The organism is Actinopolyspora lacussalsi subsp. righensis (assembly GCF_900116555.1).
Classification (GTDB): domain Bacteria; phylum Actinomycetota; class Actinomycetes; order Mycobacteriales; family Pseudonocardiaceae; genus Actinopolyspora; species Actinopolyspora lacussalsi.
In genome coordinates this window covers 1-13,132 of record NZ_FPAT01000015.1, presented here as the reverse complement: position 1 = coordinate 13,132, position 13,132 = coordinate 1, and the positions used below count along the sequence as shown (strand labels likewise).

The following is a 13,132-nucleotide window of genomic DNA, read 5'->3' as shown; positions in this document are numbered from 1 at the left end:
CGCGGGCGTTCGAACGAATCGGCCCCGCACGAGAGGCGGAGCCGAACGCGTGACCTCGGTCAGCTGTTGCCACTGGTCCACTCGCTCCACGGAACCTGCCAGTCGCCGAAGCCGTCCCAGGAAGCCAGTTCCCCGCCCTTGGAGTTGGTCACCTCGACGACGTCGCCCTTCTTGAGCAGGTCGTAGACCCACTTCGCGTCGGCGGTGCTCATGTTGATGCAGCCGTGGCTGACATTGCGCTCGCCCTGGTCCCCGACCGACCAGGGGGCGGCGTGCAGGAACTCACCGCCGTTGGAGATCCGTACGGCCCACTCGACCTCGGTGCGGTAGCCACCCTCGTCCAGCCCCAGGCCGTAGGTGGTCGAATCCATCATGTAAGTGTCGTGCTTGCGCATCACCACGTGGGTGCCGTTGTGCGATGGGTAGGAGGGGCGTCCCAGCGAGACCGGAATCGTGCGTTTGAGCTCGCCGTTGACCGTGACCTTCATCCGATGGGAGGCCGCGTCGGCACGCAGGATCACCTCGTCACCGATCTTCACGGTGGCGTGGCGGTCGGACTCGCCGTAGACACCGTTGCCGAGGTTCTTGCCGTAGATGTTGACGTCGACGGTGATCTCGGTACCCGGTTCCCAGTACTCCTTGGGACGCCAGTGCACCTCGCGGTCGTCGAACCAGTAGAACTCGCCCTTGACCTTCGGGTCGGTACTGATGTCGATGGCCTTCTCGGCGCGTTCCCTGACGGGAGCGGGCGCGTCCTCGCTGAAGTAGAACGCCAGGGGCTGACCGACACCCACGGTTTGCCCGTCGAGCGGGTTCATGGACACGTAGGTGAGATTCTCGGGGGTCAGCGTGGTGAACCGGGAGCGTTCGGTCAGTTTCTCGCCGTCCGCACCGGTGGCCTTCGCCACCACCTCGTAGGTCTTGCCGTAGCCGAGCGGCTCCTGGACCGACCAACCTCGGCCGTCGTCCTCGAGCGAGCTCTCGACCTTCTCACCGGAGGCGTTGGTCATCACGACCTCGGTGAACGTGGCATTCTTCGCCCGGGCCCCGACATCATCCACCGGGGAGGCGGACGAGGCTCCCGACTTCGGGGTGAACTCGATCGCGGGCGGGCCGGTGCTGCTCGGCTCCGAACCCGAGGTCTGGGTGCGGGAGTCACCACCGGCCCCCGTACCGCAACCGGCGACCAGTAACGCGACCAAGCAGAGCAGGGTCGTCAGAAGTCTTTGCCGTGGGGAAACCATGGATCCCCCGGAAGAGCGACTCAACAGTTCCATCCGTGGCGTTCCGTTCCGCTCGATTCGCCATTCCCCACAGTCGTGTCCCCCGTGAGTTCGAGGCTCACCCGGCGCCGTCCCGTACCGGACGACGAAACGTGAGTCCGCACAACTGCTGTCCAGGATGACGCCTTCTCACCCGAAAGGGTTGTCATCGCGTCTCAGCCGTAGTACTTCCGTAACCTCGGGTGGACATCGAGCTCGGAGGACATCGAGCGGATCACTCCCGGAGATCGAAGTCGGGTGAGACGGCCGCCCGAACGACGAAGCGGATGACGAGAAGCGCCGCCCCATGATGAACCCGTCCCGACGAGCCGCACCGCCGCCGGCGAGCGGACGATCCGACCGACCGCGCCCCAGCCCAGCGAGGAAGCGACGAAGCCGCAGCGCACACCACCCACGACACGCAAGCGACCCCCCTCGAATCACACCTCCGGCAACCGTGCTAAAGTTTGTGTTGTCGCCAACGCGAGAGGGAATTCGAGCGAGGCGGAAAAATTTCACACGGCAACGCGCCAATAGCTCAAGCGGCAGAGCAACTGACTCTTAATCAGTGGGTTCGGGGTTCGAGTCCCTGTTGGCGCACCGAAGTCCCGAGTCATTCGGCTCGGGACTTTTTCGTTTCCAAGGCATTCCCGACCGGAACCCAACCGGAACGAAGCGGATCGCACGCGGGACGGATTGTCGAGCACTTCCGCCGCCGAACGATTCCTGCCCCTCCGGTGGGGAGACAGCTCCCGGCGCGGCGACAATCACGAATTCCTCGGATTCCGTTCCGCGAGTCACGCCACCGGAATGCCTCTCGTCCGACATCCGGGCTCGAAAGTCCGAGCGCACGTAGAATGCACGGGGACCGAGCAATCACGGCGACCGAGGCCGGGAGTGTGATCCATGACAATGGCCCCCACCGGCGAGAGCCCGCGCTCCGGTGACGGGTACGACCCCGAGGAACGTCTCGCCGAGTCGCACGCGAGCTGGCGTGACCTCGCGAGTTGGTACCCCTGGTTCACCCCGGTGCTTGGGCTGTTACTCGTGGTGGCCGGGATCAACGTGTTCGGCGAGCTCGCGGAACAGGTCTACGAGCACGGCGCGATCCTCGGGCTGGACCGTCGGCTACTGGAGATGATCGCCGAACTGCGCACTCCCACCGTGATCGCGGCGTTCAACGTCATCACTCACCTGGGCGAGGGAGCGGTGGTGTTCTCCGTGGCGGTCATCGGCGCCGTCTGGTTGGGAACCAGCACCCGCGGTTGGAGTCGTCCGATGCTGTTGGTGCTGACCTCCACCGGAACAGCACTGACGGTTTTCCTGCTCAAACTCACCATCGCGCGCCCCAGACCGGTTCCGGCCCCCAACGCGCTCACCGAGGACAGCTTCGCCTTCCCCTCCGGGCACTCCGCCCATTCCGCGGCGGTCTACCTGATGCTGGCGATTCTGCTGCTGGGAGTGCTGCGCGGGCGCTGGTCACGCGCGGGTGTCGTGGGACTGGGCGTACTGCTGGTGCTGATCACCGGGTTCTCCCGACTCGTGCTGGGCGTGCACTCCCCCTCCGACGTCGTGGCGGGCTGGATTCTGGGAGCGATTTTCACGATCGGGCTCGTCAGCGTCCATACCCTGTCATCGCGGTTGGCGCCGCTGCGTTCCAGGCTGGTGGAACGCGCGAAACGAACCGATCGGGGACGGGAGGTCGATCCTCGCGAGGAGGATCGGCGCCACGAAACGTGAGCCGGAATCAATTCCGGCCGGGAGCGAGCGGGGAACCCGACCATCACGGCGTGGGCGTCAATCCCGCTTCGGTGGCAGGGGCACGAACCCGCTGGTTCGCCGGACGTAGTCCGCGTAGTCCGGCCGACGTTCGACGATGTCGCGCTCCAGCAACGGTTTGCCGCTGCCCCGGGCCAACAACCAGGTCATCAGCACGGGGGACAACAGCGGGAGAACGCCGACCTGGTGGTGGCAGGCGATCAGGTACAGCCCCCACCACACGCAGGCATCACCGAAGTAGTTCGGGTGGCGCGTGTAGCGCCACAGCCCCATGCGAAGCACCGCCCCCGAGTTCTCCGGCCGGTTCCGGAACCTGCGCAACTGCTCGTCGCCGACGGTCTCGAACGCGAACCCCACCAGCCAGACGAACACCCCCGCCCAGAGCACCGCCGCTGACAGGGGATGCCGGGCGGAACCGCCGAACTGGGCGAGCTGTACCGGAAGGGCGACGAACCACATCACCAGGGCCTGGGTGAGATACACCCGGAAGTACATCCGCCCGGCCGGGAACCGGCGCGCCTTGGCGAGCATCTCCCGGTAGCGGGGATCCTCCGGCTTGGTCCGGTTGCGCAGATGCAGGTGCAGCGCCAACCGCACCCCCCACACGACAGTGAGCACCGTGGCGAGCCACCCCGCCACCCCGGGCTGCTCCGAGTCCCCGGACACCGGCCGGACCAGTGCCAGTGCGCACACCGCGATCAGCGCGAACCCGGTGCCCCAGGCGGTGTCGATGGTGTCGTAGCGATTCCGCACCCGCGCCATCAGGAACGTGACGGTGACCGTGGCCCACGCCACGCCCAGCCCGATCGCGAGCACACCGGCCACGGCACCCGGGGTCAACGCCGGACCTCGGGCAACGCGAGGGTGCAGTCGTCGATCGAACCGTCCTCGTGGGGACGCACCCCGAGAATCTGGTGCACTCCCATCCGGTTCTCCTCGAAGGCCAGCCCGCCGCCTGCCAGGTACAGCCACCACACCCTGGCCTGTTCCGTACCCGCCAGCGCGATCACCTCGTCCCACCGGTCGAGCAGGGTCCGCAACCAGGCCCGAACCGTGTAAACGTAGTGCTCGCGCATCGCCTGGACATCACGAACCTCGAAACCGGCACGTTCCAGTTTCCACAGCGTCGCACCGATCGGAACCATGTTCATGTCGGGCGCGATGTAGGACCCGATGAAGGCACCACCGCCGGGTGCCGAATCACCGCGCGACATCTGCTGCAGCAGCAGCCTGCCGCCGGGCCGGAGCATGCGGTGCAGGGTGGCGACGAAATCCGGATAGTTGGCCGAACCCACGTGTTCGCCCATCTCCACCGAGGCCACCGCGTCGTACTCGCCGGAGTCGGGCACCGCCAGCTCGCGGTAGTCGCAACGCCGGACCTCGACCAGCTCCGCCAGCCCGAGTTCGTGCGCGCGCCGTCGAACGTGGTCGGCCTGCTGCGTCGAGAGGGTCACGCCGGTGGCGGAGACACCGTAGTGCTGGGCCGCGTAAAGCAGCAGCGAACCCCAACCACAACCGACGTCGAGCAGGCGGGTGCCGCTGTCCAGACCGAGTTTGCGGCAGATCAGGTCGAGCTTGGCCTCCTGTGCGGCCGCCAACGTGCGCTCGGTGCCGTCGTCGGGCCAGTAGCCGCAGGAGTAGGCCATCCTGGGATCGAGCAACAGCCCGTAGAACTCGTTGCCCAGGTCGTAGTGATGGGCGATGACCTGGGAATCGCGTCGTCTGCTGTGCAGCCTGCCGGTGGGCCGTGCCTCACTGCGGGGAGGGTCCGGACGGGGGCCGAGAGCTCCCAGCACGGCGAAGTCTCGGACCAGCCCCCACAAGTGCCCGGGGCCGAACCGTGGGACGGTCACACCCTCGTGTCGCGCGAGTGCCCGGCACCGCCGCAGTGCCTCGGTGAGATCCCCACGCACGTCCAGATCGCCGGTGACGAACGCTCGGGCCAGTCCCAGTTCCCCGGGGCGGTAGAGCAGGTGGCGCAACGCGCGCCGACCGCGGAGCAGCACGCGCGGGTTTCCGGGCGGTCCGTGACCGCTGCCGTCCCAGGCGCTGATCCCCAGCGGGGGCTCGACGCCGAGCACCCGCTCCACCAGGTCGGCGATACCGTCCGCCACGCCGCTCGCCCCGCCGGCCGTACGCCGCCGTTTCCGGATCCGTCCCGACAGGACGAGCGGCGTGGCACGAGCGCGCCGCTCCGAGCCGCGGACAGCGCTCCGGAACGACGCGGGAGAACCCCTGCGAACTCGTAACACCCGACCTCCCACACGATCGTCGTGATCAAGTGCCGCACGCGCGTACGAATCCGGCACGTCGTGCGGCGGTTTCGGGCGATTCGCAGCCGGGGGCGAAAGCGATTGCCCGAACACCCGGACTGTGCGGGCCGCCACACCGACCAACCCCGATGCCCGGCGGTTCCGAACAACGGGTATGCGAGATCACGAGGCAGCCGACCGGGTGATCCGGGATGGGGAGAACCGCGGAGCCGTACTGCACAGCATCCGGCGATCCGCCGAGGCTGACGTTGCGGTACTGGTGCTGCACGGCGGCCGCTCTCGCAGCGAGGAGCCGATGCGCCCCTGGCGGCTGGCCTATCTGCGCATGTGGTGGCTCGCGCTGCGAGTGGCCCGGCAGCACGGCGGAACATCGGCGGTGTGGTTGCTGCGGAACCGACTGCGCGGGTGGAACGAGCCGGATCGGGATCCGGTGGTCGACGCGCGCTGGGCGCTGCGAGAGATCCGGCGACGCTCGCCGCGGGCCCGGATCGTGCTGTTGGGGCACTCGATGGGAGGCCGCGCGGCCCTGCTGCTCGCGGGCGAGGACGGCGTGGGTGACGTCTGCGCGTTGGCACCGTGGATCGAACCGTCAGATCCGGTGGAACAGCTCGCGGGCACCCGAACACTGCTCGCGCACGGCGATCGTGACGGCATCACTTCGGCACCCGCTTCCGCCGAGTACGCACGGCGGGCGAATCGCGCCGGACACACCGCGCGGTACCGGCTGGTTCCGAGCAGCGGGCACGCGATGCTGCGTCGACACCGGGAATGGACCCGCCTGGCCCGCGAATTCGTGGCCGAGGTCGGGCCGAGCCGCGCCGCGAGCAGGACACCGTCCCACCTCGAAGGACACGCCGGAGGGCAGTGATGGAGAACGGATCCGGCCGACCGCGAGTGGCCGTCATCGGTTCCGGGGTTTCCGGACTGACGGCGGCGTACCTGCTGCAACGGCACTACGAGGTGACGCTGTTCGAAGCGGCGGACCGACTGGGCGGTAACGCGCACACGCACGACGTGCCCACCGGCGACGGGCGAAGGATAGCCGTGGACAGCGGCTTCATCGTGCACAACCGGAGCACCTATCCGCAGTTGTGCAGGCTGTTCGAGGAGCTGGGCGTTGCGACCCGGCCGACCGAGATGTCGATGAGCGTGCGCTGCGAAGGATGCGGGCTGGAGTACGCCGGGGCGAAACGACTGCGCGGGCTGTTCGCCCAGCCCCACAATCTCGGCAACCCGGCCTACCTGAACCTGCTCAGGCAGGTGATCCGGTTTCACCGGCGAGCCAACTCGTTGCTGGATACACCGGTGGCGGACGAGTCGCTGCCCACGCTGGAAACCTTCCTGCGGCAGGGGAACTTCTCGGAGTACTTCGTCAACCACTTCGCACTACCGCTGGTCTCCGCGGTCTGGTCGGCCGACGGGATCAGCAGCGGCCAGTACCCGGCGCGTTACCTGTTCCATTTCCTGCGCAACCACGGAATGCTGAGCGTGCGCGGATCACCGAGCTGGCGGTTCGTCCCCGGGGGATCGCGGGAGTACGTGGCACGCATCGCCGAACGGCTGCACGCGGTGCGCTCCACAACCCCGATACGGACCGTCCGGCGCTCCGCCGAAGGGGTGACGCTATGGGACGCGGCGGGAGAGCGGTACCGAGCACGGCACGCCGTGCTGGCCAGCCCCGCCGACACGGCCCTGGAGATGCTGGCCGATCCGGAACCGCTGGAGAAGGAACTGCTGGGGGCCTTCGGCTACAGCGAGAACGAGACCCTGCTGCACACCGATGCCACGGTGCTACCGCGCAGTCCGGCGGCCGTGGCCAGCTGGAACTACACGATGCCCTCCTGCGACCGGGCCGGGACCGGGGTGCGGATCAGCTACCACATGAACCGCCTGATGCGACTGGCCGAGCCGGACGACTACCTGGTCACGCTGAACTCCGGTGAACGGGTTCGTCCGGCCAGCGTGCTGGCGCGCATGACCTACCGGCATCCGATCTACACACCCGAGGCGGTGGCCGCGCAGCGGCGGTTGGACGAGATCGGCGACGACCGAGTCCGGTTCGCGGGGGCGTACCAGGGTTGGGGCTTCCACGAGGACGGTTGCGCCTCGGGGGTGCGTGCCGCCGCCGCGCTGGGGGCGGGCTGGTGAGCCGGATGAGCGATTCGACGACAACCGCCCTGTACGACGTGACGGTCGGCCACACCAGGCACACCGAACCGGGTGACGGGTTCCGGCACCGGCTCTACACCTGGCTGGTCGATCTGGACGACCTGCCACGGCTGCCGCTGCCGCTACGGCCGTTCGCACGGTTCGAGGCACGTGATCACCTCGGGTCTCCCCACCGCTCCATCCGGGCCAACCTGGACAACTGGCTGTCCCGCAACGGCGTGGACCTCGAAGGCGGCCGAGTACTCATGCTGGCCCACGCACGGGTGCTGGGCTACGTGTTCAACCCCGTCACGTTCTACTGGTGTCACCGTCCGGACGGGGAGCTGGCATGCGTGGTGGCCGAGGTACACAACACCTACGGAGAGCGACACTGCTATCTGCTGCGGCCGGACCCACACGGGCACGCCACGGTCACCAAGCGGTTCTACGTCTCGCCCTTCCTGCCACAGCGGGGAAACTACGAGATGCGGTTGGGTTATCCGGGTGAACGGGTGGACGTGAGCGTCCGGCTGCGCGACGAGGCCGGGAAACCGCTGTTGACGGCGGAGATGCACGGTCGGCGCGTTCCGGCGGAACCACGACGGCTCACGCGGCTGCTGCTCGGCAACCCGCTGGTGCCGCAGCGTGTGGCGGCGATGATTCGCGCGCACGGGATCTCGCTGTGGCTGCGCGGACGCTCACCGAACCCCCGTACTCCCCATGTTCACCAGGAAGGTGTCAGATGACCACTGCCATGTCGTTACCCGCCCCGGCGAGCGTGTCGGTGTGGGACGCGGTGGACGAAGCGCCGCGTTCCCCGGTACGCGCCGGGCTGGCCGAACGACTGTTCCGCCACGCCGTACGTGAGCTGCCGGTGCGGGTTGTGCTCGCGGGCGGCGAGCGCCTCGGCGCGGGCGGACCGGACGCTCCCCTGATGCGAGTGATCCGTCCCGAGGCGTTCTTCCACCGGCTCGGGGTGGACGCCAAGATCGGTTTCGGCGAGGCCTACATGACCGGCGACTGGGACAGCCCAGATCCGGCCGCGCTGCTGACCCCGTTCGCACGGCGACTTTCCACACTTGTGCCGCGCCCGCTGCAGTCCCTGCGCCGCTGGGTGGACGCTTCCAGGCCCACGGCGGAGCGCAACACCACCGCCGGAGCGACACGCAACGTTCAACGGCACTACGACCTGTCCAACGAGGTTTTCGCCGCTTTCCTGGACGAGACCATGACCTACTCGGCGGGACTGTTCCGACCGGGAGTAACGGACCTGGCGACCGCGCAGCGGTGCAAACTCGACCGGGCACTCGACGCGGCCGGTGTGGTGGAAGGCACCAGGCTGCTGGAGATCGGCAGCGGCTGGGGATCGCTGGCGATCCGAGCGGCGCGGCGCGGCGCGCGAGTCACCACGCTGACCCTGTCGGAGCAGCAGCGTGCGCTCGCCGTGGAGCGCGTCGAGCGAGCGGGGTTGGCCGATCACGTCGACGTCGAGCTGCGCGACTACCGGCAGGCCGACGGCGAGTTCGACGCGGTGATCAGCCTGGAGATGATCGAAGCCGTCGGCGCGGAGTACTGGGACAGGTTCTTCACGAAGCTCGACCGGCTGCTGACGCCCGGTGGTCGGGCGGTTGTCCAGGCGATCACGATGCCGCACGAACGGATGCTGGCGACCCGGGACTCCTACACCTGGATCCACAAGTACATCTTCCCGGGCGGGCAGCTGCCCTCGATCCCGGCCATCGAGCGCATCGTGTCCGAGCACACCGGTATTCACCCTGTGGAACGACACGCTTTCGGGCAAAGCTACGCCGAAACCCTGCGGCAATGGCGCGCGGGGTTCACTCGACGGCGCGAGCACATCGCCGGGCTCGGATTCAACGAGCGGTTCCGGCGCATGTGGGAGTTCTACCTGGCATACAGTGAAGCGGGATTCCGCGCACGATATCTGGACGTGTGGCAGCTCGTCTTCGCCAAACCCACCACCGACGGCGCCCGGGACAGCGGGTAACGCGCAGAAAGGAGCGGCGCGATGGAGAACCCCGCGAGTCACCGATCGAAACGGTGGTTGCGCGATTCCGAGGAGCTCGAGGAGGCCTCGGAGCACGGCCCGGACACCGAGGCGTTGCTCGCCGAGGTGGCGAAGGGGGACGAACAGGCCTTCGAGCGGCTCTACGACCTGATCGCCGGCTCGGTGTTCGGCCTGGTGCAGCGCGTCGTGCGCGACACCGCCCAGTCCGAGGAGGTGGCGCAGGAAGTCCTGGTGGAGGTCTGGCGCAGCGCCACGCACTACAGCGCGGGCAAGGGCAGCGTGCTCACCTGGGTCCTGACGTTGGCGCACCGCCGCGCGGTGGACCGCGTGCGCTCGGCGCAGGCCGCCACCGACCGTGAGAGCCGTGCCGGCTCACGGGAGCAGGGGCGCCCGTTCGACGAGGTGTCGGAGACCGTGGCCTCCCGCTGGGAGCAGCAGCAGGTACGCAAGTGTCTGTCCACACTGACCGAGATTCAACGTGAGTCGGTGATGCTGACCTACTACCGTGGCTACACCTACCGGGAAGCGGCCGGATTGCTGAGCACACCGGCGTCCACGCTGAAAACGCGGCTGCGGGACGGGCTTATCCGACTCCGGGACTGCCTGGGGGTGGGCAGATGAACACCGACATGGCCACGTTGACGGGGGCCTACGTGCTGGACGCGCTGTCGGAGACCGAGCGGGTGGCCTTCGAACGGCACATGGCCTCGTGCTCGGACTGTGCCGAGGAGGTGCGCCAGTTCCGGGAAACGGCCGCTTACCTGGGTGGAACCACCGCTGTCGAGCCTCCGGAGGAGTTCAAGCAGCGGGTGCTGTCGGAGGTCTCGCGCACCCGGCAGGAGCCCCCCGCCACAGCGGAACGACCACGACGCCGCGGTGGCCGGGGGGTGAACCGTCGGGCGTCGTGGGGCACGCGGCTGGCGACGGCGGCGGCGATCGTCGGTGTCGTACTGGCCGCCGGTTTCGGTGCCCTGGCGTGGAACACTCAGCAGGAGTTGCAGCAGGCGCGCGCGGATCGTGACGCGGCGGTGGAGCGACTCGTACGAGCACCGGACGCCAAGGTCGCCACCACCAGCACGGGTGGCATGGAAGCCGTCACGGTGATGTCCGAACGCATGGACAAAGTCATGTTCCTGGGCTCCGGTATGGAACCCGCACCGCCGGAACGGGTTTACCAACTGTGGTTCCTCGGCGATTACGGTGCGGAGTCGGCCGGACTGCTGCGGCAGGAGTCCAGCGGCAACATGTCGGCGATGACGGCCGAGATTCCGCCGAACACCCGTGCCATCGGCATAACCGTGGAACCGGCGGGCGGCAGCGAGCAGCCCTCGAACGATCCGCTGCTCGAGATGAACATGCCGACCTGACCCACGCGGCACGCCGACAGCCCGCCGGGGGGTGTCCCGGGAATCCGGCACGTTCCCCGGCGGGCCGGTCGAACCGGCCGGGCATCAACTCGATCGAACGTCCCCTGCGAAGTCCGGTCCCGATGACGTCGGGCGAGACCGCGACACGGGCGATCGGGTCAGCAGACCGCACCATTGGCAGCGGAGCCGACCAGCTTGGCGTACTTGCCCAACACGCCACCGCGGTACTTCGGCTCCGGCGGCTGCCACCGCTGCTCGCGACGCGACAGCTCCTCGTCCGAAACCAGCAGGTCCAGTTTCCGGTCAGCCAGATCCAGTCGGATCGGGTCGCCATCGGCGACGAGGGCGATCGGACCACCATCGGTGGCCTCCGGTGCGACGTGGCCGATGCACAATCCGGTCGTCCCTCCGGAGAACCGGCCGTCGGTGAGCAGCAGAACGTCCTTGCCCAGGCCCGCACCCTTGATCGCACCGGTGACGGCGAGCATCTCGCGCATGCCCGGACCGCCCCTGGGGCCCTCGTAACGGATGACCACCACGTCCCCAGCGCTCAGGGTGTTGTTCTCCACGGCGTCCATCGCGGCCTGCTCCCCGTCGAACACCCTGGCCGTGCCCTCGAAGCGTGCGGTGTCGAATCCCGCGCTCTTCACGACGGCGCCTTCCGGAGCCAACGAGCCCCGCAGCACCGTCAGTCCACCGGTGGGATGTATCGGGTCGGAGAGTCGATGAATCACCGAGCCGTCCAGCTCCGGAGGTTCGAGCTCGGCGAGGTTCTCTGCCACGGTACGACCGGTCACGGTCAGACAGTCGCCGTGGATGAGCCCCGCGTCCAGCAGTGCCTTCATCACGACGGGGACACCGCCGATACGGTCCACCGCGGTCATCACGTACTCACCGAACGGCTTCACGTCGGCGAGATGTGGGGTACGGTCCCCCACCCGGTTGAAGTCCTCGAGGGTCAGCTCGACACCCGCCTCGTTCGCTATGGCCAGCAGGTGCAGTACCGCGTTGGTGGAACCGCCGAACGCCATGACCACCGCGATCGCGTTCTCGAAGGCTTCCTTGGTCAACACGTCGCGGGCGGTGATGCCTTTCTCCAGCATCCCCACCACGGCCTCACCGGCGGCCCTGGCGCCGGCGTCACGACGACGGTCCACCGATGGTGGGCTCGCCGAACCCGGCAACGACATGCCCAACGCCTCCGCGGCGCAAGCCATCGTGTTCGCGGTGTACATCCCACCGCACGCCCCTTCGCCGGGGCAGATCGCGCGTTCGATGCGGTCGACCTCCGAGCGTGGGATGAGCCCCCGCGAGCAGGCACCCACCGCTTCGAAGGCATCGATGATCGTGACCTCGCGCCCGTCCACCTTTCCAGGCAGGATGGATCCCGCGTAGATGAACACCGACGCGAGATCCAGTCGGGCCGCGGCCATGAGCATTCCGGGCAGGCTCTTGTCGCAGCCCGCCAGCAGCAGCGAACCGTCGAGTCGTTCGGCCTGCATCACGGTCTCCACCGAGTCCGCGATCATCTCGCGGGACACCAGCGAGTAGTGCATCCCCTCGTGCCCCATCGAGATGCCGTCGGAAACGGAGATGGTCCCGAATTCCAGCGGGTAGCCGTTGGCCGCGTGCACTCCGTCCTTGGCACTTCCCGCCAGTCGCTGCAGCGAGAGATTGCAGGGGGTTATCTCGTTCCAGGAGGAAGCCACGCCGATCTGCGGTTTGGCGAAGTCGCCGTCCTGCATACCGACAGCGCGCAACATGCCGCGAGCGGCCGCGCGTTCCATACCGTCGGTCACCTCGTGACTACGCGGTCTGGGCGGCATCGCTCGGGAAGACTGTCCGGGGCCTGCACCGTGGTCGGCCCCTGATTCCGTCGAACTGATGTTTTCACTCACGGTACGAGGATAGAACGAGGAGTTCCGCGATCCGGAGCAGTGGGGACGAGCCGTAAGGGGGCTGGGTATGAGTCCGGCCCCACCCTGGTGGGTGGGGCCGGTCTCGGGGGGGTTGGGTCGGCGGTGTCCGTGTCTCCCACACCCGTGGGGGTGCAGTACCTGGGGCGCTGGAGGGCTTAGCTGCCGGGTTCGGGATGGATACCGGGCGTGTCTCCTCCGCTGTGGCCACCGACCCAAACAACCATGGGGCCGACTGGGTCAGCCGGTATGTAGTTAGTTGATAGGGGCTGGTGGCTGTGTTGGGAGCCGTATAGTGGTGGCGAGATCGCGTGTGCTTGCGGGTTCGGTGCGCGGGTGGGCGGTGTGTTGGGGGGGT

The 13,132-nt window shown here is 68.0% G+C and carries 11 protein-coding genes, 1 tRNA gene and 1 rRNA gene; 8 read left to right on the top strand and 5 right to left on the bottom strand.

Going from position 1 to position 13,132, the window contains the following annotated elements:
* Positions 1-59: 59 nt before the first annotated feature.
* Entirely contained in the window at positions 60-1,202 is a 1,143-nt protein-coding gene (locus BM394_RS20655; RefSeq protein WP_245780348.1) for a L,D-transpeptidase, read from the bottom strand.
* Positions 1,203-1,789: 587 nt separating this feature from the next.
* Here BM394_RS20655 and BM394_RS20650 point away from each other — a divergent pair.
* Both BM394_RS20650 and BM394_RS20645 read left to right on the top strand, forming a co-directional pair.
* Positions 1,790-1,862, top strand: a tRNA-Lys gene (locus tag BM394_RS20650).
* Positions 1,863-2,168: 306 nt separating this feature from the next.
* Complete coding sequence (locus BM394_RS20645) at positions 2,169-3,002, top strand: phosphatase PAP2 family protein (protein ID WP_245780347.1); 834 nt, start codon at positions 2,169-2,171, stop codon at positions 3,000-3,002.
* 57 nt (positions 3,003-3,059) lie between these two features.
* Here BM394_RS20645 and BM394_RS20640 read toward each other — a convergent pair whose 3' ends face one another.
* Together BM394_RS20640 and BM394_RS20635 are read right to left on the bottom strand one after the other, a co-directional pair.
* Positions 3,060-3,803: a DUF1295 domain-containing protein gene (locus BM394_RS20640; RefSeq protein WP_092981315.1), complete on the bottom strand. Its 744-nt coding sequence runs from the start codon at positions 3,801-3,803 to the stop codon at positions 3,060-3,062.
* Between the two features lie 74 nt (positions 3,804-3,877).
* Positions 3,878-5,155, bottom strand: a complete 1,278-nt coding sequence (locus BM394_RS20635; protein WP_245780345.1) for an SAM-dependent methyltransferase — start codon at positions 5,153-5,155, stop codon at positions 3,878-3,880.
* Positions 5,156-5,468: 313 nt separating this feature from the next.
* Between BM394_RS20635 and BM394_RS20630 the strand changes: the two genes are divergently transcribed.
* From BM394_RS20630 to BM394_RS20605, 6 genes are read left to right on the top strand one after another with little or no spacing between them, the layout of a single operon-like run.
* Positions 5,469-6,182: an alpha/beta hydrolase gene (locus BM394_RS20630; RefSeq protein ID WP_092981180.1), complete on the top strand. Its 714-nt coding sequence runs from the start codon at positions 5,469-5,471 to the stop codon at positions 6,180-6,182.
* On the top strand, positions 6,182-7,462 hold the full coding sequence (locus BM394_RS20625) for an NAD(P)/FAD-dependent oxidoreductase (protein WP_092981179.1): 1,281 nt from the start codon (positions 6,182-6,184) through the stop codon (positions 7,460-7,462). Before BM394_RS20630 ends, BM394_RS20625 begins: the two co-directional genes overlap by 1 nt.
* A gap of 5 nt (positions 7,463-7,467) precedes the next feature.
* Positions 7,468-8,208 (top strand): DUF1365 domain-containing protein, encoded by a 741-nt coding sequence (locus BM394_RS20620; RefSeq protein ID WP_092981177.1) that lies wholly within the window; start codon positions 7,468-7,470, stop codon positions 8,206-8,208.
* Complete coding sequence (locus BM394_RS20615; RefSeq protein ID WP_175530197.1) at positions 8,205-9,470, top strand: SAM-dependent methyltransferase; 1,266 nt, start codon at positions 8,205-8,207, stop codon at positions 9,468-9,470. Before BM394_RS20620 ends, BM394_RS20615 begins: the two co-directional genes overlap by 4 nt.
* Before the next feature lie 21 nt (positions 9,471-9,491).
* The gene (gene sigK / locus BM394_RS20610; RefSeq protein WP_092981176.1) at positions 9,492-10,112 is read left to right on the top strand and encodes an ECF RNA polymerase sigma factor SigK; all 621 of its coding nucleotides are present in this window, start codon (positions 9,492-9,494) and stop codon (positions 10,110-10,112) included.
* On the top strand, positions 10,109-10,858 hold the full coding sequence (locus tag BM394_RS20605) for an anti-sigma factor (protein ID WP_092981174.1): 750 nt from the start codon (positions 10,109-10,111) through the stop codon (positions 10,856-10,858). Before sigK ends, BM394_RS20605 begins: the two co-directional genes overlap by 4 nt.
* Positions 10,859-11,016: 158 nt before the next feature.
* Here BM394_RS20605 and ilvD read toward each other — a convergent pair whose 3' ends face one another.
* Positions 11,017-12,684: a dihydroxy-acid dehydratase gene (gene ilvD / locus BM394_RS20600; protein ID WP_092981173.1), complete on the bottom strand. Its 1,668-nt coding sequence runs from the start codon at positions 12,682-12,684 to the stop codon at positions 11,017-11,019.
* A gap of 187 nt (positions 12,685-12,871) precedes the next feature.
* A 5S ribosomal RNA gene (rrf, locus tag BM394_RS20595) occupies positions 12,872-12,989 on the bottom strand.
* Between the last annotated feature and the right edge of the window lie 143 nt (positions 12,990-13,132).

Excerpts from the sequence above, each read along its gene's own strand:
- BM394_RS20645 (WP_245780347.1), top strand. The coding sequence starts at position 2,169 with ATGACAATGGCCCCCACCGGCGAGAGCCCGCGCTCCGGTGACGGGTAC.
- BM394_RS20640 (WP_092981315.1), bottom strand. The coding sequence starts at position 3,803 with ATGGCGCGGGTGCGGAATCGCTACGACACCATCGACACCGCCTGGGGC.
- BM394_RS20630 (WP_092981180.1), top strand. The coding sequence starts at position 5,469 with ATGCGAGATCACGAGGCAGCCGACCGGGTGATCCGGGATGGGGAGAAC.
- BM394_RS20625 (WP_092981179.1), top strand. The coding sequence starts at position 6,182 with ATGGAGAACGGATCCGGCCGACCGCGAGTGGCCGTCATCGGTTCCGGG.
- BM394_RS20620 (WP_092981177.1), top strand. The coding sequence starts at position 7,468 with ATGAGCGATTCGACGACAACCGCCCTGTACGACGTGACGGTCGGCCAC.
- BM394_RS20615 (WP_175530197.1), top strand. The coding sequence starts at position 8,205 with ATGACCACTGCCATGTCGTTACCCGCCCCGGCGAGCGTGTCGGTGTGG.
- sigK (WP_092981176.1), top strand. The coding sequence starts at position 9,492 with ATGGAGAACCCCGCGAGTCACCGATCGAAACGGTGGTTGCGCGATTCC.
- BM394_RS20605 (WP_092981174.1), top strand. The coding sequence starts at position 10,109 with ATGAACACCGACATGGCCACGTTGACGGGGGCCTACGTGCTGGACGCG.
- ilvD (WP_092981173.1), bottom strand. The coding sequence starts at position 12,684 with ATGCCGCCCAGACCGCGTAGTCACGAGGTGACCGACGGTATGGAACGC.